The organism is Leclercia sp. GHBNCSD (assembly GCF_055805075.1).
Window position 1 is genome coordinate 2549106 of record NZ_JBQVYO010000001.1, and the last position, 18168, is coordinate 2567273.

The window sequence follows — 18168 nt, forward strand, 5'->3', positions numbered from 1 at the left end:
ACTCAAGGAGCATGGCATTTTGCTCACCTGCTAAAGAAAAACCCCTCGTTTTACACAGTAAATGTGTTCAATTCAGGATAATCTTAGCGTGGCAGCGAGATTTTACGCTCTTTAGATGGGCGGTAGAGCACCAGCGTTTTACCGATGACCTGTACATTACAGGCGCCGGTCTCGCGCACGATTGCTTCCACGATCAAGGTCTTGGTGTCTCTGTCTTCAGAGGCGATTTTCACCTTGATTAATTCGTGGTGCTCCAGCGCTTGTTCAATCTCGGCCAGTACCCCTTCGGTCAAACCATTGTTGCCAAGCATAACTACAGGCTTGAGCGGATGTGCCAGACCTTTAAGGTGCTGTTTTTGTTTAGTACTTAGATTCATCGTATATTTTTGCTTACGTTGGGATTGAAAACGGTTCATTCTACCGCCATCTCCCTAATATCGCCAAATTGCTGAGTGGAAATTTACACCACAGGCTACGATGAACCAGGACGGAAAGTTAAATGACAGGTAAAAAGCGTTCTGCTAGCTCGAGCCGCTGGCTCCAGGAACACTTTAGCGATAAATATGTTCAACAGGCACAGAAAAAGGGGTTACGTTCCCGTGCCTGGTTTAAACTTGATGAAATACAGCAAAGTGACAAACTCTTTAAACCGGGGATGACAGTTGTTGACCTCGGTGCAGCGCCCGGTGGATGGTCGCAATATGCGGTAACGCAAATCGGCGGAACGGGCCGAATTATCGCCTGCGATCTTTTACCTATGGATCCTATCGTTGGTGTGGACTTCCTTCAGGGCGATTTTCGTGATGAATTAGTACTGAAAGCGTTACTTGAACGGGTAGGTGACAGTAAAGTTCAGGTTGTCATGTCCGATATGGCGCCAAATATGTGCGGAACACCGGCGGTGGATATCCCCCGCTCCATGTATCTGGTAGAACTGGCGTTAGAAATGTGTCGTGATGTATTAGCGCCGGGTGGTAGTTTTTTAGTAAAGGTGTTCCAGGGCGAAGGTTTCGAGGAGTATCTGAAGGAAATTCGCTCCCTGTTTACGAAGGTCAAAGTTCGTAAACCGGACTCTTCGCGTGCGCGTTCACGTGAAGTGTATATTGTAGCGACCGGGCGAAAATGATAACCGGTGAATTTCAGGCGAAAGTTTGAAATAAATCGGATACAGAGTATCCTGACGCTGTTTTTAACACAGTTGTAATAAGAGGTTAATCCCTTGAGTGACATGGCGAAAAACCTAATACTCTGGCTGGTCATTGCCGTTGTGCTGATGTCAGTATTCCAGAGCTTTGGGCCCAGCGAGTCTAATGGCCGTAAGGTGGACTACTCTACCTTCCTGCAAGAGGTCAACCAGGATCAGGTTCGCGAAGCGCGTATCAACGGACGTGAGATCAACGTTACCAAGAAAGATAGTAACCGTTACACGACTTACATTCCGGTGAACGATCCTAAGCTGCTTGATAACCTGCTGACTAAAAACGTTAAGGTTGTCGGCGAGCCGCCGGAAGAGCCAAGCCTGCTGGCTTCTATCTTCATTTCCTGGTTCCCGATGCTGCTGCTTATCGGCGTCTGGATCTTCTTTATGCGTCAGATGCAGGGCGGCGGTGGCAAAGGCGCCATGTCGTTCGGCAAGAGCAAGGCGCGTATGCTGACGGAAGACCAGATCAAAACCACTTTTGCTGACGTTGCAGGTTGCGACGAAGCGAAAGAAGAGGTGGGTGAACTGGTTGAATACCTGCGTGAGCCGAGCCGTTTCCAGAAACTGGGCGGTAAGATCCCGAAAGGCGTTCTGATGGTAGGTCCTCCTGGTACCGGTAAAACCCTGCTGGCGAAAGCCATCGCAGGTGAAGCGAAGGTGCCGTTCTTTACCATTTCCGGTTCTGACTTCGTTGAAATGTTCGTGGGTGTGGGTGCATCTCGTGTGCGTGACATGTTCGAACAGGCCAAGAAAGCCGCACCGTGCATCATCTTCATCGATGAAATCGACGCCGTAGGCCGCCAGCGTGGCGCGGGCCTGGGCGGTGGTCACGATGAACGTGAGCAGACGCTGAACCAGATGCTGGTTGAGATGGATGGCTTTGAAGGTAACGAAGGCATTATCGTTATCGCCGCAACTAACCGTCCGGACGTTCTTGACCCTGCGCTGCTGCGTCCAGGTCGTTTTGACCGTCAGGTTGTGGTTGGTCTGCCAGACGTTCGTGGCCGTGAGCAGATCCTGAAAGTGCATATGCGTCGCGTACCGCTCTCTCCGGACATCGATGCGGCAATTATTGCACGTGGTACGCCGGGCTTCTCCGGTGCCGATCTGGCTAACCTGGTGAACGAAGCTGCACTGTTTGCTGCCCGTGGCAACAAGCGTGTGGTCTCCATGGTGGAGTTCGAGAAAGCGAAAGACAAAATCATGATGGGTGCGGAACGTCGCTCCATGGTGATGACGGAAGCGCAGAAAGAGTCCACGGCTTACCACGAAGCGGGTCACGCGATTATCGGTCGCCTGGTGCCGGAACACGATCCGGTGCATAAAGTGACGATTATTCCACGTGGCCGTGCGCTTGGCGTAACGTTCTTCCTGCCGGAAGGCGATGCTATCAGTGCCAGCCGCCAGAAACTGGAAAGCCAGATTTCAACCCTCTATGGTGGTCGTCTGGCAGAAGAGATTATCTACGGTGTGGAACATGTTTCGACCGGTGCGTCTAACGACATTAAAGTCGCGACCAACCTGGCGCGTAACATGGTGACCCAGTGGGGCTTCTCCGACAAACTTGGTCCGCTGCTCTATGCGGAAGAAGAAGGCGAAGTGTTCCTTGGCCGCAGCGTGGCGAAAGCGAAACATATGTCCGATGAGACAGCTCGTATCATCGACCAGGAAGTGAAAGCGCTGATTGAACGTAACTACGGTCGCGCCCGTCAGATCCTGAATGACAATATGGATATCCTGCACGCCATGAAAGATGCGCTCATGAAATATGAGACCATCGATGCGCCGCAGATTGATGACCTGATGGCTCGCCGTGATGTTCGTCCGCCTGCGGGCTGGGAAGATCCAGGTGCCTCTAACAACTCTGACAACAACGGTACGCCACGTGCGCCGCGTCCGGTCGATGAACCGCGTACGCCAAACCCGGGTAACACCATGTCAGAACAGTTGGGCGATAAATAAGCCACCGCTGTCAATGATCTTCTCTTAACCTGAAACCCTGGGGCTTGCCCCGGGGTTTTTCTTGTCTGCTTAACCAAAAATCAGGGACTTGCTATGAAACTCTTCGCCCAGGATTCTTATCTCGATCTTTCTCATCCCCATGTGATGGGGATCCTGAACGTCACGCCAGACTCTTTTTCCGATGGCGGCACGCATAACTCGCTTATTGATGCGGTCAGGCATGCGAATCTGATGATCAACGCTGGCGCGACGATCATCGACGTAGGTGGAGAGTCAACGCGACCTGGGGCTGCGGATGTCAGTGTTGATGAAGAGTTATCGCGCGTTATCCCGGTCGTTGAGGCGATTGCTCAGCGTTTCGAAGTCTGGATCTCTGTCGATACCTCCAAACCTGAGGTGATTCGCGAATCGGCAAGAGTGGGCGCTCACATTATCAATGACGTTCGCTCCCTCACCGAGCCCGGTGCGCTTGAAGCGGCTGCCGAGACAGGGTTACCGGTATGCCTGATGCATATGCAGGGCCAGCCGAAAACCATGCAGGATGCGCCGAAATACAGCGACGTGTTTGCGGACGTGAACCGCTACTTTGAAGAGCATATTGCGCGCTGTGAACGTGCCGGTATCGCAAAAGCGAAATTGCTGCTCGACCCGGGCTTCGGTTTCGGTAAAAATCTCTCTCACAACTACGAACTTCTTGCGCGCTTATCGGAGTTTCACCATTTTGGCCTGCCACTGCTGGTCGGAATGTCGAGAAAATCCATGATAGGCCAACTGCTTAACGTTGGGCCATCAGAACGTCTGAGTGGCAGCCTGGCCTGTGCGGTGATTGCAGCGATGCAGGGAGCACATATAATTCGCGTCCATGACGTAAAAGAAACAGCAGAAGCCATGCGAGTGGTGGAAGCCACACTGGCAGCTAAGGAAAACTCCCGCTATGAGTAATCGTAAATTTTTTGGTACCGACGGCATTCGTGGACGCGTGGGCGATGCGCCAATCACTCCTGAGTTTGTACTGAAGTTAGGCTGGGCGGCTGGCAAGGTGCTGGCAAGCCACGGGTCGCGCAAAATCATTATCGGTAAAGATACGCGTATTTCCGGTTACATGCTCGAATCCGCACTGGAAGCGGGTCTGTCTGCCGCTGGGCTCTCCGCCTCTTTCACGGGCCCTATGCCGACCCCCGCAGTGGCCTATCTGACCCGCGCGTTCCGTGCCGAAGCGGGCATCGTGATCTCTGCCTCGCATAACCCGTTCTACGATAACGGCATCAAATTCTTCTCCATTGACGGCACCAAACTGCCGGATGACGTTGAAGAAGCGATTGAAGCGGAAATGGAAAAAGAGCTGACCTGCGTTGACTCCGCTGAGCTGGGTAAAGCCAGCCGTATCGTCGATGCTGCGGGTCGCTACATTGAATTTTGCAAAGGCACCTTCCCGAACGAACTCAGCCTGGGTCATCTGAAAATCGTGGTGGACTGCGCTAACGGTGCAACCTACCACATCGCCCCTAACGTATTCCGCGAACTGGGCGCGCAGGTTGTTGCCATCGGTTGCGAGCCAAACGGTCTGAATATCAATGCCGAGGTAGGTGCAACGGATGTTCGCGCTCTGCAGGCGCGCGTACTGGCGGAGAAGGCCGATCTCGGGATTGCTTACGATGGCGATGGTGACCGCGTCATCATGGTTGACCATGAAGGCAATAAAGTCGATGGCGACCAGATCCTCTATATCATCGCCCGCGAAGGGCTGCGTCAGGGACAGCTGCGCGGCGGTGCCGTTGGAACGCTGATGAGCAACATGGGCCTGGAGCTGGCGCTCAAGCAGTTGGGTATCCCGTTTGCGCGCGCGAAGGTTGGCGACCGTTACGTACTGGAAAAACTGCAGGAGAAAGGCTGGCGCATCGGTGCGGAGAACTCCGGTCACGTGATCCTGCTCGATAAAACCACTACCGGTGACGGGATCGTGGCGAGCCTGCAGGTTGTGGCAGCGATGGTGCGTAACCATATGTCCCTGCACGATTTGTGCAGTGGGATGAAAATGTTCCCGCAGATCCTGGTCAATGTTCGCTTTACGGCAGGTAAGGGCGATCCACTGGAAAACGAGAACGTGAAAGCGGTGATGGCTGAAGTGGAAGCGGCGTTGGGCTCCCGTGGCCGCGTTCTGCTGCGTAAGTCGGGTACCGAACCGCTGATCCGTGTGATGGTGGAAGGGGAAGACGAAGCACAGGTCACCGAGTTTGCCCATCGCATCGCTGATGCGGTAAAAGCTGCATAACCTCTGGTAAGTGTTTAAAAAGGCGGCTTATGCCGCCTTTGTTTTGTACAGTTGTGGCGGTTTTGCTGTTTTTTTCCGCACTTGATACAATGAGCTGAAATTGCCCTTGCGAAGGTCATTCGCTTTGGTTAGTATTCACACCCGCTTCAGTGGGAAAGCAAAATTCCTGCTTATTGGTTGAAGCATTGGTATGCGGCAAATCCGCAAGGAACAGGTTGATTATGTACGAAGCTCTTTTAGTTGTTTTCCTTATTGTAGCCATCGCTCTGGTAGCGCTGATCATGCTGCAGCAAGGTAAAGGCGCTGATATGGGGGCCTCTTTTGGAGCAGGCGCTTCTGGTACGCTGTTCGGTTCAAGTGGTTCTGGTAACTTCATGACCCGCGCAACGGCGATTCTGGCAACGCTGTTTTTCATCATCAGTCTGGCGCTTGGCAATATCAATAGCAACAAGATCAACAAAGGAAGCGAGTGGGATAACCTGAGCGCGCCAGCGAAATCTGAGCAGACTCAGCCAGCTGCACCGGCTAAGCCGACCAGCGATATCCCGCAGTAAGAGTAGTATCTGTGCTGAGGTGGTGGAATTGGTAGACACGCTACCTTGAGGTGGTAGTGCCCTAACGGGCTTGTGGGTTCGAGTCCCATCCTCAGTACCAATATTCCGAAAGAAAGACGTCGAAAGACGTCTTTTTTTTTCGTCTGTGCGTTGTCTTTTCGTAGGCCCGGCAAGCGTTGCACCGCCGCGCTTGCCCGCCCTACATGTCACGAAATTCGGCAATAAAAAAGGCGCCCTCAGGCGCCTTTTGCATCTTAATTCGCGATTACTGCTTATCGCTGTTTTCCAGATTCTCAACCTGCGGCAGGCCGTTACCGGTGGAGACGGAGAGCAGACCGTTCTCGGTATAGGTGAACAGCTTGGCGCGGGTATCGGTGATATCCAGATTACGCATCGTCAGCTGACCAATACGGTCGTCCGGCGAGAAGACAGAATCACCTTTTTCCATGGTCAGACGCTCTGGCTGGTAGGTCAGGTTGTCAGAGACCGTATTCAGAATCGAGTAGTCATTGCCGCGACGCAGTTCTAAGGTCACTTCACCGGTGATGGCGCTCGCCACCCAACGCTGCAGGGCATCACGCAGCATCAGCGCCTGCGGATCGAACCAGCGGCCCTGGTACAGCAGTTTACCTAACTGGCGACCGTGGGAGTGATACTGCTCGATGGTATCTTCGTTATGAATGCCGGTCAGCAGACGCTCGTAAGCGATGTGCAGCAGCGCCATCCCCGGGGCTTCATAGATGCCACGGCTCTTCGCTTCGATGATACGGTTTTCAATCTGATCGCTCATACCCAGACCGTGACGGCCACCAATGCGGTTAGCTTCCAGCATCAGTTCCACGTCGTCAGAGAAGGTCTGACCGTTCAGGGCAACCGGGTGGCCGCGTTCAAAACGCACGGTCACTTCTTCTGCCTGGATTTTGACGTTTTCGTCCCAGAACTTCACGCCCATGATCGGGTTGACGATCTTCACGCTGGAGTTCAGGTATTCCAGGTCTTTTGCTTCGTGGGTAGCACCCAGCATGTTGGAGTCGGTTGAATAGGCTTTCTCGACCGACATTTTGTAATCGAAACCGCAGGCGATCATAAATTCAGACATTTCATGACGGCCGCCCAACTCATCGATGAAATCGGTATCGAGCCACGGCTTGTAGATCTGCAGCTCGGCGTTAGTCAGCAGGCCGTAACGATAGAAGCGCTCGATATCGTTGCCTTTATAGGTACTGCCGTCGCCCCAGATGTTGACGCCATCTTCTTTCATGGCAGCAACCAGCATCGTACCGGTAACAGCACGGCCCAGCGGCGTGGTGTTGAAATAGGTCAGCCCGCCGGTAGTGTTGTGGAAAGCGCCGCACTGAATAGCAGCGATACCTTCGGCAACCAGCTGCTTACGGCAGTCAATCAGGCGTGCGTTCTCTGCACCGTATTCCATGGCGCGACGCGGGATGGCTTCGTAATCGTCCTCATCCGGCTGACCCAGGTTCGCAGTATATGCATACGGAACCGCTCCCTTCTGGCGCATCCACAGCAGTGCAGCGCTGGTGTCCAGACCGCCGGAAAAAGCGATGCCAATACGTTGTCCTTGCGGAAGATGCTTGAGAATCGTCGTCATAAAATAAAACCCTGCTTGATTGACTGATGAGTGATCGCTTCACTCTAAAATGCATGTTTATGCAGAATAAGTGAGTTTTCATTTAATCATCTTTTGGCAAGTACCGAAAGAGATTCATGTATTTTTTGTAAAAATTTCCCGCCTGAATCGCTGCTGTTCACAGGGTTGACAGCGGGGGTACGCTATCAATATACTGTATGCCGATTTTACGTCCCGTCCTCGGTACCAAATCCCAGCATTATTTGCATTTTTTACCCACAGCGAGTAGAATTTGCCACGTTTCAGGCGCGGGGTGGAGCAGCCTGGTAGCTCGTCGGGCTCATAACCCGAAGGTCGTCGGTTCAAATCCGGCCCCCGCAACCACTTTCCTATAAAGTCCTTTTTCAAATATACTGTGAAGACTTAGCGCCTTCGTAGCTGGATTTGAAAAAATTCTTTTTGAAAGTGCTCCAGGCCACAGTTGTGGCTATAGGGTTCAGTTATCTAAAGCCCCGATTTATCGGGGTTTTTTGTTATCTGACTACAGAATAACTGGGCTTTATGCCCTTTTTTTACGTCTTGGGGGTGGGCTTGTCCACATTAGAGCAAAAATTAACAGAGATGATTACAGCACCGGTCGAAGCACTGGGCTACGAACTGGTCGGCATCGAATTCGTTCGGGGTCGTACATCCACGCTGCGCATCTATATTGATAGTGAAGATGGCATCAATGTTGATGATTGTGCTGATGTCAGCCACCAGGTGAGTGCGGTTCTTGACGTTGAAGATCCCATTACTGTTGCCTACAACCTGGAAGTTTCCTCGCCTGGTCTCGACAGACCAATGTTCACGGCTGAACACTACACGCGCTTTACTGGTGAAGAAGTGGCTCTCGTTCTGCGCATGGCCGTACAGAACCGCCGTAAATGGCAAGGCGTTATTAAAGCCGTTGATGGTGAGATGATCACGGTTACAGTCGAAGGCAAAGATGAAGTGTTCGCGCTGAGTAATATCCAGAAGGCGAACCTGGTTCCCCACTTTTAACAGTCTGGATTGAGGTGAAAAGCCCGCGATGAACAAAGAAATTTTGGCTGTTGTTGAAGCCGTTTCCAACGAGAAAGCCCTGCCGCGTGAGAAAATTTTCGAAGCGCTGGAAAGTGCACTGGCTACGGCAACCAAGAAAAAATATGAACAAGAGATCGATGTCCGCGTTGAAATCGATCGCAAAAGCGGTGACTTCGATACTTTCCGTCGTTGGCTTATCGTTGAAGAAGTGACCCAACCCACGAAGGAAATCACCCTCGAAGCGGCGCGTTTCGAAGATGAAAGCCTGAACATTGATGATTACGTTGAAGATCAGATCGAATCTGTGACCTTCGACCGTATCACCACGCAGACCGCGAAACAGGTTATCGTACAGAAAGTACGTGAAGCTGAGCGTGCGATGGTTGTTGACCAGTTCCGCGAGCACGAAGGTGAGATCATCACCGGCGTGGTGAAAAAAGTTAACCGCGACAACATCTCCCTGGATCTGGGTAACAACGCGGAAGCGGTTATCCTGCGTGAAGATATGCTGCCACGCGAAAACTTCCGTCCGGGCGACCGTATTCGCGGCGTACTCTATTCCGTGCGTCCAGAAGCCCGCGGTGCTCAGCTGTTCGTGACCCGTTCTAAGCCTGAGATGCTGATCGAACTGTTCCGCATCGAAGTGCCGGAAATCGGCGAAGAAGTTATCGAGATTAAAGCAGCTGCCCGCGATCCGGGTTCCCGTGCGAAAATCGCGGTGAAAACCAACGACAAACGTATCGATCCGGTCGGTGCTTGCGTCGGTATGCGTGGCGCGCGCGTTCAGGCCGTTTCGACTGAACTCGGCGGCGAGCGTATTGATATCGTTCTGTGGGACGACAACCCGGCGCAGTTCGTGATTAACGCGATGGCTCCGGCGGATGTTGCCTCTATCGTCGTCGACGAAGATAAGCACACCATGGATATCGCCGTTGAAGCCGGTAACCTGGCACAGGCGATTGGCCGTAACGGTCAGAACGTCCGTCTGGCGTCGCAGCTGAGCGGCTGGGAACTCAACGTGATGACCGTTGACGACCTGCAGGCGAAGCACCAGGCTGAAGCCCATGCAGCGATTGATACCTTCACTAAGCATCTGGACATTGACGAAGAGTTCGCCACCGTTCTGGTTGAAGAAGGCTTCTCTACGCTGGAAGAACTGGCCTATGTGCCAATGAAAGAACTGCTGGAAATTGACGGTCTGGATGAAGCCACCGTTGAAGCCCTGCGTGAACGCGCTAAAAACGCACTGACCACCCTGGCACTGGCTCAGGAAGAAAGCCTTGGTGATAACAAGCCGGCTGATGACCTGCTGAATCTGGAAGGTCTTGATCGTGCGATCGCGTTCAAGCTGGCTGCCCGTGGTGTTTGTACGCTGGAAGATCTCGCTGAGCAAGGCGTTGATGACCTGGCCGATATCGAAGGTTTAACCGACGAGAAAGCCGGCGAACTCATCATGGCCGCACGTAATATCTGCTGGTTCGGCGATGAAGCGTAATAAACTGTAGCAGGAAGGAACAGCATGACTGATGTAACTGTAAAAACGCTGGCTGCTGAGATTCAGACCTCCGTGGATCGCCTGGTACAGCAATTTGCTGATGCAGGGATCCCGAAGTCCGCTGATGACTCGGTGACCGCGCAAGAAAAACAAACCTTGTTAACGCATCTGAACCGTGAACATGGTTCAACGCCTGACAAGTTAACGCTGCAGCGCAAAACGCGTAGCACGTTAAACATTCCAGGTACCGGTGGAAAAAGCAAATCGGTACAAATCGAAGTCCGCAAGACGCGCACCTTTGTAAAACGTGATCCGCAAGAGGCAGAGCGCCTCGCTGCGGAAGAGCAGGCACAGCGTGAAGCGGAAGAGCAAGCCCAGCGTGAGGCGGAAGAAAACGCCAAACGTGAGGCAGTATTAAAAGCTGAACGTGAGGCCGCAGAAAAAGCGAAACGTGACGCCGCTGAAAAAGCGAAGCGCGACGCTGCGGAAAAAGACAAAGTGAGCAATCAACAGACTGACGATATGACCAAAACCGCCCAGGCAGAAAAAGCCCGCCGTGAAAATGAAGCAGCTGAGCTGAAGCGTAAAGCGGAAGAAGAAGCCCGCCGCAAGCTCGAAGAAGAAGCCCGTCGCGTTGCTGAAGAAGCGCGCCGTATGGCAGAAGAGAACGAGAAAAACGGGGTGAATACCGCTGAACCGTCCGAAGACACCAGCGACTATCACGTCACTACCTCCCAGCACGCGCGTCAGGCAGAAGATGACAACGACCGTGAAGTTGAAGGTGGTCGTGGCCGCACGCGTAGTGCAAAAGCCGCGCGTCCAGCCAAAAAAGGCAACAAGCACGCCGAATCAAAAGCTGACCGTGAAGAAGCACGTGCTGCCGTTCGCGGTGGTAAAGGCGGCAAGCGTAAAGGTTCCGCTCTGCAGCAGGGCTTCCAGAAGCCAGCGCAGGCCGTTAACCGTGACGTTGTGATCGGCGAAACCATCACCGTTGGCGATCTGGCTAACAAGATGGCGGTTAAAGGCTCTCAGGTCATCAAAGCGATGATGAAGCTGGGCGCAATGGCGACCATCAACCAGGTTATCGACCAGGAAACTGCACAGCTGGTTGCCGAAGAGATGGGCCACAAAGTTATCCTGCGTCGTGAAAACGAGCTGGAAGAAGCGGTAATGAGCGACCGTGACACTGGCGCAGCAGCTGAGCCGCGTGCACCGGTTGTGACCATCATGGGTCACGTTGACCACGGTAAAACCTCTCTGCTGGACTACATTCGTTCTACGAAGGTTGCCTCCGGCGAAGCAGGCGGCATTACCCAGCACATCGGTGCATACCATGTAGAAACCGATAACGGGATGATCACCTTCCTGGATACCCCGGGGCACGCCGCGTTTACCTCCATGCGTGCACGTGGTGCTCAGGCAACGGATATCGTTGTTCTGGTTGTCGCAGCAGACGATGGCGTCATGCCACAGACAATCGAAGCTATCCAGCACGCGAAAGCGGCGCAGGTGCCTCTGGTTGTTGCAGTGAACAAAATCGATAAGCCAGAAGCGGACATGGATCGCGTTAAAAACGAACTGTCCCAGTACGGTGTTATGCCGGAAGAGTGGGGCGGTGAGTCTCAGTTCATCCCGGTTTCTGCAAAAGTGGGTACCGGTATCGATGACCTGCTGAACGCTATCCTGCTGCAGGCTGAAGTTCTGGAGCTGAAAGCGGTTCGCAATGGTATGGCGAGCGGTGCGGTAATCGAATCCTTCCTGGATAAAGGCCGTGGCCCGGTTGCGACCGTTCTGGTACGTGAAGGTACCCTGAACAAAGGCGACATCGTGCTGTGTGGCTTCGAATATGGCCGTGTTCGTGCAATGCGTGACGAACTGGGTCGCGAAGTGCTGGAAGCGGGTCCATCCATTCCTGTGGAAATCCTGGGTCTCTCCGGTGTTCCGGCTGCCGGTGATGAAGTGACCGTTGTTCGTGACGAGAAGAAAGCGCGTGAAGTTGCGCTGTACCGTCAGGGCAAATTCCGTGAAGTTAAACTGGCTCGTCAGCAGAAATCTAAACTCGAGAACATGTTCGCCAACATGACCGAAGGCGAAGTTCACGAAGTGAACGTGGTTCTGAAGGCTGACGTTCAGGGTTCTGTGGAAGCGATCTCCGACTCTTTACTCAAACTCTCTACCGACGAAGTGAAAGTGAAGATCATCGGTTCCGGCGTAGGTGGTATCACCGAAACCGACGCAACCCTGGCTGCAGCGTCCAACGCGATTCTGGTTGGCTTCAACGTGCGTGCTGATGCCTCTGCGCGTCGCGTGATCGAAGCGGAAAGCCTGGATCTGCGTTACTACTCCGTCATCTATAACCTGATCGACGAAGTGAAAGCGGCGATGAGCGGTATGCTGTCTCCGGAACTGAAACAGCAGATCATCGGTCTGGCTGAAGTGCGTGACGTGTTCAAATCACCGAAATTCGGTGCGATCGCGGGCTGTATGGTTACCGAGGGTAACATCAAACGTCACAACCCAATCCGCGTACTGCGTGACAACGTGGTTATCTACGAAGGTGAGCTGGAATCCCTGCGCCGCTTCAAAGATGACGTTAACGAAGTCCGTAACGGCATGGAATGTGGTATCGGCGTTAAGAACTACAACGACGTTCGCGTTGGCGATATGATCGAAGTGTTCGAGATCATCGAGATCCAACGCACTATCGCGTAATCTTCGCTAAGATTGCCGATTGTAGGCCGGGATCGCCTCGCGCCACCCGGCATTAAATTTCAAAAGGGGCTTTGGCCCCTTTTTTGTCTGGAGAATTTATTATGGCGAAAGAATTTGGTCGCCCGCAGCGCGTGGCTCAGGAGATGCAAAAAGAGATCGCAATCATCCTTCAGCGTGAAATCAAAGACCCGCGCCTGGGGATGATGACCACCGTGTCTGGCGTGGAAATGTCCCGCGACCTGGCGTATGCCAAAGTGTTTGTGACCTTCCTGAATGACCAGGATGAAGACGCGGTTAAGAACGGTATTAAAGCGCTGCAGGAAGCCTCTGGTTTCATCCGCTCTCTGCTTGGCAAAGCGATGCGCCTGCGTATCGTGCCAGAGCTGACCTTCTTCTACGACAACTCACTGGTCGAAGGGATGCGCATGTCCAACCTGGTCACCAGCGTGGTGAAGCAGGATGATGAGCGTCGTGTGAACCCGGACGATAAAAAGGAGGACTGATGAGTCGTCCTCGTCGTCGCGGTCGCGACGTGCACGGCGTGCTGCTGCTGGATAAACCGCAGGGTGCATCCAGCAACGACGTGCTGCAAAAAGTTAAGCGTATATATAACGCCAACCGCGCGGGGCACACCGGGGCGCTGGATCCGCTGGCGACCGGTATGCTGCCGATTTGTCTGGGTGAAGCGACCAAGTTTTCCCAGTATCTGCTGGATTCGGACAAACGCTACCGCGTGATTGCAAAGCTTGGCCAGCGCACGGACACCTCCGATGCCGATGGTCAGGTTGTCGAAGAGCGTCCGGTGACGTTCAGCAGCGAACAGCTTGATGCCGCGCTCGAGAGCTTCCGTGGCGACACCCAACAGGTGCCGTCCATGTACTCGGCGCTGAAGTATCAGGGCAAAAAGCTCTATGAGTATGCGCGTCAGGGGATTGAGGTGCCACGCGAGGCCCGTCCGATTACGGTCTATGAGCTGCTATTCATTCGTCACGAAGGCGATGAGCTGGAGCTGGAAGTGCATTGCTCAAAAGGCACCTATATCCGCACCATCATCGACGATCTGGGTGAGAAGCTGGGCTGTGGCGCGCACGTTATTTATCTGCGTCGTCTGGCAGTCAGCAAGTACCCGGCTGAACGTATGGTGACGCTGGAGCAGCTGCAGGCGCTGGTGGACCAGGCGCATGAGCAGGGCACAGAGGCTGCGGACCTGCTTGACCCATTACTGATGCCAATGGACAGTCCTGCTTCGGACTATCCGGTTGTCAATCTGCCGCTGACCTCCTCCGTTTACTTTAAAAACGGCAACCCGGTGCGCACGACGAATGTCCCGGCGCAAGGGCTGGTGCGCGTTACGGAAGGGGATGACAACACCTTTATCGGGATGGGTGAAATCGACGACGAAGGTCGTGTTGCCCCACGCCGTCTGGTGGTTGAATATCCGGCATAAGCTGACGCCTTGCCTTGCGATAAGCAGGGGAGGCGGGTAGAATATTGCGGCTTAACGTCTGGTAAATTGTTTAACAATTGGCAAACGTTATACATGGGAAAGCTGAATTAGAGATCGGCTTCCTTTCATTCTTTAAATTTTGGAGTTTTAAAATGTCTCTAAGCGTTGAAGCTAAAGCTAAAATCGTTTCTGAGTTTGGTCGTGATGCTAACGACAGCGGTTCTACCGAAGTTCAGGTTGCACTGCTGACTGCACAGATTAACCACCTGCAGGGTCACTTTGCAGAGCACAAAAAAGATCACCACAGCCGTCGTGGTCTGCTGCGCATGGTTTCTCAGCGTCGTAAACTGCTCGACTACCTGAAACGTAAAGATGTTGCACGCTACACCGCGCTGATCGAGCGTCTGGGCCTGCGTCGCTAAGTCTTGCGAGTTTCAGAAAAGGGGGCCTTATGGCCCCTTTTTTCAACCAGACCGCAGCAATTCACTGGAAACTAATGTATTGTTGCTATAAATGATCTTCATTGCAGAGGTTCGCGCGGCTAATGAGAGGCTTCACCCATGGGGGTGTCGGTTGTCATTAGTCGCGAGGATGCGAAGAAGGTCCGGTAAAAGTCAGCACGCCTTTGGTGTGCTGTCATTCATTTAAGAAAGGACAGAATCTTGCTGAATCCGATCGTTCGTAAATTCCAGTACGGTCAACATACCGTTACGCTGGAAACCGGCATGATGGCACGTCAGGCTACTGCTGCTGTTATGGTAAGCATGGATGACACCGCGGTATTCGTGACCGTTGTTGGCCAGAAAAAAGCTAAACCAGGTCAGGACTTCTTCCCACTGACCGTAAACTACCAGGAGCGTACTTACGCTGCCGGTAAAATCCCGGGTGGTTTCTTCCGTCGTGAAGGCCGTCCAAGCGAAGGCGAAACCCTGATCGCGCGTCTGATTGACCGCCCGGTTCGTCCGCTCTTCCCGGAAGGCTTCGTTAACGAAGTTCAGGTTATCGCGACCGTTGTTTCCGTTAACCCACAGGTTAACCCGGACATCGTTGCGATGATCGGCGCATCCGCAGCCCTCTCCCTGTCTGGTATTCCATTCAACGGTCCTATCGGTGCTGCGCGCGTGGGTTACATCAATGACCAGTACGTTCTGAACCCAACTCAGGACGAGCTGAAGTCAAGCAAGCTGGACCTGGTTGTTGCCGGTACAGAAGCGGCGGTACTGATGGTTGAATCCGAAGCAGAACTGCTGAGCGAAGACCAGATGCTGGGCGCGGTGGTCTTTGGCCACGACCAACAGCAGATCGTTATCCAGAACATTAACGACCTGGTGAAAGAAGCTGGTAAACCACGTTGGGACTGGCAGCCAGAAGCGGCAAACGACGCGCTGAATGCGCGCGTTGCAGCCCTGGCCGAAGCGCGTCTGAGCGATGCTTACCGCATCACCGACAAGCAAGAGCGTTATACCCAGGTTGACGCGATCAAATCTGAAACCATCGCTACGCTGGTGGCAGAAGATGAGTCCCTGGACGCTAACGAGCTCGGCGAAATCCTGCACGCTATCGAGAAAAACGTTGTTCGTAGCCGCGTTCTGGCAGGCGAGCCGCGTATCGATGGCCGTGAAAAAGATATGATCCGTGGTCTGGATGTGCGTACTGGCGTGCTGCCACGTACTCACGGTTCCGCGCTGTTCACCCGTGGTGAAACGCAGGCGCTGGTTACCGCGACCCTGGGTACTGCCCGTGACGCACAGAACATCGACGAACTGATGGGCGAGCGCACTGACAGCTTCCTGTTCCACTACAACTTCCCTCCGTACTCCGTAGGTGAAACCGGTATGGTTGGCTCGCCGAAGCGTCGTGAAATTGGTCACGGTCGTCTTGCGAAGCGCGGCGTGCTGGCTGTGATGCCAGATGCTGATAAATTCCCGTACACCGTTCGTGTGGTTTCTGAAATCACCGAATCTAACGGTTCCTCTTCTATGGCTTCCGTGTGCGGTGCTTCTCTGGCACTGATGGATGCGGGCGTACCGGTGAAAGCGGCCGTTGCGGGTATCGCAATGGGTCTGGTGAAAGAAGGCGACAACTTCGTTGTTCTGTCTGACATCCTGGGCGACGAAGATCACCTGGGTGACATGGACTTCAAAGTCGCGGGTTCCCGCGAAGGTATCTCTGCTCTGCAGATGGATATCAAAATTGAAGGCATCACCAAAGAGATCATGCAGGTTGCGCTGAACCAGGCTAAAGGTGCACGTCTGCACATCCTGGGCGTGATGGAACAGGCGATCAACGCGCCGCGTGGCGATATTTCTCAGTTCGCTCCACGTATCCACACCATTAAGATCAGCCCGGACAAGATCAAAGACGTTATCGGTAAAGGCGGTTCTGTTATCCGTGCTCTGACCGAAGAGACTGGCACCACCATCGAAATCGAAGATGACGGTACTGTGAAGATCGCAGCGACCGACGGCGAGAAAGCGAAATACGCTATCCGTCGTATCGAAGAGATCACTGCCGAGATCGAAGTGGGCCGTGTCTACAATGGTAAAGTGACCCGTATCGTTGACTTTGGCGCATTCGTTGCCATCGGTGGCGGTAAAGAAGGTCTGGTTCACATCTCTCAGATCGCTGACAAGCGCGTTGAGAAAGTGACCGATTACCTGCAGATGGGTCAGGAAGTGCCGGTTAAAGTTCTCGAAGTTGACCGTCAGGGCCGTATTCGTCTGAGCATCAAAGAAGCGACCGAGCAGTCTCAGCCTGCCGCTGCGCCGGAAGCTCCGGCTGGCGAACAGGGCGAGTAAGGTTGCCGTTTGCCCCCCGTGCAAGCGGGGGGCTTGTTATCAGGCAGGACGCCTTGTTAAGCCGCCGGGGGACAGGACGTTCATCCAATAGTTGTCTTCGGGAGTGGGAAATGAAGCCTTTTCTGCGCTGGTGTTTCGTTGCGACAGCTTTGACGCTGGCAGGATGCAGCAACTCTGCCTGGCGTAAAAGTGAAGTCCTCGCAGTGCCACTGCAACCGACTTTGCAGCAGGAAGTGATTCTGGCACGCATGGAACAAATTCTTGCCAGTCGGGCTTTAACCGATGACGAACGCGCACAGCTTTTATATGAGCGCGGAGTGTTGTATGATAGTCTCGGTCTGAGGGCACTGGCGCGAAATGATTTTTCACAAGCGTTGGCGATCCGACCGGATATGCCTGAAGTATTCAATTACTTAGGCATTTATTTAACGCAGGCAGGCAATTTTGATGCTGCCTATGAAGCGTTTGATTCTGTACTTGAGCTTGATCCAACTTACAACTACGCGCACTTGAATCGCGGTATCGCATTGTATTACGGCGGTCGTGACAAGTTAGCGCAAGATGATCTGCTGGCGTTTTATCAAGACGATCCTAACGATCCTTTCCGTAGCCTGTGGCTTTTCATTGTTGAGCAGAAGCTCGACGAAAAGCAGGCTAAAGACGCGTTAAAGCAACGCTTCGACAAATCGGACAAGGAGCAGTGGGGATGGAATATTGTCGAGTTCTACCTGGGCGACATTAGCGAAGCAACGCTAATGGAACGCTTGAAGGCGGACGCAACGGATAACACCTCGCTCGCTGAGCATCTCAGTGAAACCAACTTCTATTTAGGTAAGTACTACCTAAGTCTGGGGGATACGGACAGCGCTACGGCACTGTTCAAGTTAGCGGTTGCTAACAACGTACACAACTACGTTGAGCACCGTTATGCATTGTTGGAATTATCGCTCTTGGGCCAGGAGCATGACGACCTGGCAGAATCGGACCAGCAATAGCTGACGACATAAACATCAGCCCGTAATCTTTTGATTGCCATCACCTTTACTGGTGAGGGCGTTGTTGTTCGTCAAT

General features: G+C 53.3%; 15 protein-coding genes and 2 tRNA genes. 15 read left to right on the forward strand and 2 right to left on the reverse strand.

All coding sequences use genetic code 11. From position 1 onward, the window contains the following. Positions 1 to 83: 83 nt before the first annotated feature. Positions 84 to 377: a ribosome assembly RNA-binding protein YhbY gene (yhbY, locus tag ACT3IC_RS12370; RefSeq protein WP_032614629.1), complete on the reverse strand. Its 294-nt coding sequence runs from the start codon at positions 375 to 377 to the stop codon at positions 84 to 86. A gap of 122 nt (positions 378 to 499) precedes the next feature. On the opposite strand from yhbY, the gene rlmE reads away from it, so the two are divergent. The 6 genes from rlmE to ACT3IC_RS12400 all read left to right on the forward strand — a co-directional run bounded on the left by rlmE (position 500) and on the right by ACT3IC_RS12400 (position 6089). Further along, positions 500 to 1126, forward strand: coding sequence for a 23S rRNA (uridine(2552)-2'-O)-methyltransferase RlmE (gene rlmE, locus ACT3IC_RS12375; protein ID WP_103177173.1), 627 nt, complete (start codon positions 500 to 502; stop codon positions 1124 to 1126). 102 nt (positions 1127 to 1228) lie between these two features. After that, positions 1229 to 3163 (forward strand): ATP-dependent zinc metalloprotease FtsH, encoded by a 1935-nt coding sequence (gene ftsH, locus ACT3IC_RS12380; protein ID WP_039031647.1) that lies wholly within the window; start codon positions 1229 to 1231, stop codon positions 3161 to 3163. A gap of 93 nt (positions 3164 to 3256) precedes the next feature. After that, positions 3257 to 4105: a dihydropteroate synthase gene (gene folP / locus ACT3IC_RS12385; protein ID WP_103177172.1), complete on the forward strand. Its 849-nt coding sequence runs from the start codon at positions 3257 to 3259 to the stop codon at positions 4103 to 4105. Next, positions 4098 to 5435, forward strand: a complete 1338-nt coding sequence (glmM, locus tag ACT3IC_RS12390) for a phosphoglucosamine mutase (RefSeq protein WP_103177171.1) — start codon at positions 4098 to 4100, stop codon at positions 5433 to 5435. The genes folP and glmM overlap by 8 nt, the downstream gene beginning before the upstream one ends. A gap of 221 nt (positions 5436 to 5656) precedes the next feature. Beyond that, positions 5657 to 5989, forward strand: a complete 333-nt coding sequence (gene secG / locus ACT3IC_RS12395; RefSeq protein WP_039031650.1) for a preprotein translocase subunit SecG — start codon at positions 5657 to 5659, stop codon at positions 5987 to 5989. A gap of 13 nt (positions 5990 to 6002) precedes the next feature. Further along, a tRNA-Leu gene (locus ACT3IC_RS12400) sits at positions 6003 to 6089 on the forward strand. A gap of 165 nt (positions 6090 to 6254) precedes the next feature. On the opposite strand, the gene argG is transcribed toward ACT3IC_RS12400, so the two are convergent. Next, positions 6255 to 7601 carry an argininosuccinate synthase gene (gene argG, locus ACT3IC_RS12405; RefSeq protein WP_114316586.1) on the reverse strand — a complete coding sequence of 449 codons (1347 nt, stop codon included), beginning with the start codon at positions 7599 to 7601 and terminating at the stop codon, positions 6255 to 6257. 286 nt (positions 7602 to 7887) lie between these two features. Between argG and ACT3IC_RS12410 the strand changes: the two genes are divergently transcribed. From ACT3IC_RS12410 to nlpI, 9 genes are all read left to right on the forward strand, one after another. Beyond that, a tRNA-Met gene (locus ACT3IC_RS12410) sits at positions 7888 to 7964 on the forward strand. Positions 7965 to 8171: 207 nt separating this feature from the next. Continuing rightward, positions 8172 to 8624, forward strand: coding sequence for a ribosome maturation factor RimP (rimP, locus tag ACT3IC_RS12415; protein ID WP_139156304.1), 453 nt, complete (start codon positions 8172 to 8174; stop codon positions 8622 to 8624). Positions 8625 to 8652: 28 nt separating this feature from the next. Further along, positions 8653 to 10140: a transcription termination factor NusA gene (nusA, locus tag ACT3IC_RS12420; RefSeq protein WP_103177167.1), complete on the forward strand. Its 1488-nt coding sequence runs from the start codon at positions 8653 to 8655 to the stop codon at positions 10138 to 10140. A 24-nt stretch (positions 10141 to 10164) separates the two neighbouring features. Continuing rightward, complete coding sequence (gene infB, locus ACT3IC_RS12425; protein WP_103177166.1) at positions 10165 to 12852, forward strand: translation initiation factor IF-2; 2688 nt, start codon at positions 10165 to 10167, stop codon at positions 12850 to 12852. 101 nt (positions 12853 to 12953) lie between these two features. Beyond that, positions 12954 to 13355: a 30S ribosome-binding factor RbfA gene (gene rbfA / locus ACT3IC_RS12430; protein ID WP_103177165.1), complete on the forward strand. Its 402-nt coding sequence runs from the start codon at positions 12954 to 12956 to the stop codon at positions 13353 to 13355. After that, on the forward strand, positions 13355 to 14299 hold the full coding sequence (truB, locus tag ACT3IC_RS12435; RefSeq protein WP_159339891.1) for a tRNA pseudouridine(55) synthase TruB: 945 nt from the start codon (positions 13355 to 13357) through the stop codon (positions 14297 to 14299). Before rbfA ends, truB begins: the two co-directional genes overlap by 1 nt. 152 nt (positions 14300 to 14451) lie before the next feature. Further along, a complete protein-coding gene (gene rpsO, locus ACT3IC_RS12440) occupies positions 14452 to 14721 on the forward strand; it encodes a 30S ribosomal protein S15 (protein WP_032614416.1) in 270 nt (89 codons plus the stop codon). Positions 14722 to 14961: 240 nt separating this feature from the next. Then, positions 14962 to 17097: a polyribonucleotide nucleotidyltransferase gene (gene pnp, locus ACT3IC_RS12445; RefSeq protein WP_103177163.1), complete on the forward strand. Its 2136-nt coding sequence runs from the start codon at positions 14962 to 14964 to the stop codon at positions 17095 to 17097. A 110-nt stretch (positions 17098 to 17207) separates the two neighbouring features. Beyond that, the gene (gene nlpI, locus ACT3IC_RS12450; RefSeq protein ID WP_103177162.1) at positions 17208 to 18092 is read left to right on the forward strand and encodes a lipoprotein NlpI; all 885 of its coding nucleotides are present in this window, start codon (positions 17208 to 17210) and stop codon (positions 18090 to 18092) included. Positions 18093 to 18168: the final 76 nt, after the last annotated feature.

Coding starts and splice junctions, on each gene's coding strand:
- yhbY (WP_032614629.1), bottom strand. CDS start 377: ATGAATCTAAGTACTAAACAAAAACAGCACCTTAAAGGTCTGGCACAT.
- rlmE (WP_103177173.1), top strand. CDS start 500: ATGACAGGTAAAAAGCGTTCTGCTAGCTCGAGCCGCTGGCTCCAGGAA.
- ftsH (WP_039031647.1), top strand. CDS start 1,229: ATGGCGAAAAACCTAATACTCTGGCTGGTCATTGCCGTTGTGCTGATG.
- folP (WP_103177172.1), top strand. CDS start 3,257: ATGAAACTCTTCGCCCAGGATTCTTATCTCGATCTTTCTCATCCCCAT.
- glmM (WP_103177171.1), top strand. CDS start 4,098: ATGAGTAATCGTAAATTTTTTGGTACCGACGGCATTCGTGGACGCGTG.
- secG (WP_039031650.1), top strand. CDS start 5,657: ATGTACGAAGCTCTTTTAGTTGTTTTCCTTATTGTAGCCATCGCTCTG.
- argG (WP_114316586.1), bottom strand. CDS start 7,601: ATGACGACGATTCTCAAGCATCTTCCGCAAGGACAACGTATTGGCATC.
- nusA (WP_103177167.1), top strand. CDS start 8,653: ATGAACAAAGAAATTTTGGCTGTTGTTGAAGCCGTTTCCAACGAGAAA.
- infB (WP_103177166.1), top strand. CDS start 10,165: ATGACTGATGTAACTGTAAAAACGCTGGCTGCTGAGATTCAGACCTCC.
- rbfA (WP_103177165.1), top strand. CDS start 12,954: ATGGCGAAAGAATTTGGTCGCCCGCAGCGCGTGGCTCAGGAGATGCAA.
- truB (WP_159339891.1), top strand. CDS start 13,355: ATGAGTCGTCCTCGTCGTCGCGGTCGCGACGTGCACGGCGTGCTGCTG.
- rpsO (WP_032614416.1), top strand. CDS start 14,452: ATGTCTCTAAGCGTTGAAGCTAAAGCTAAAATCGTTTCTGAGTTTGGT.
- nlpI (WP_103177162.1), top strand. CDS start 17,208: ATGAAGCCTTTTCTGCGCTGGTGTTTCGTTGCGACAGCTTTGACGCTG.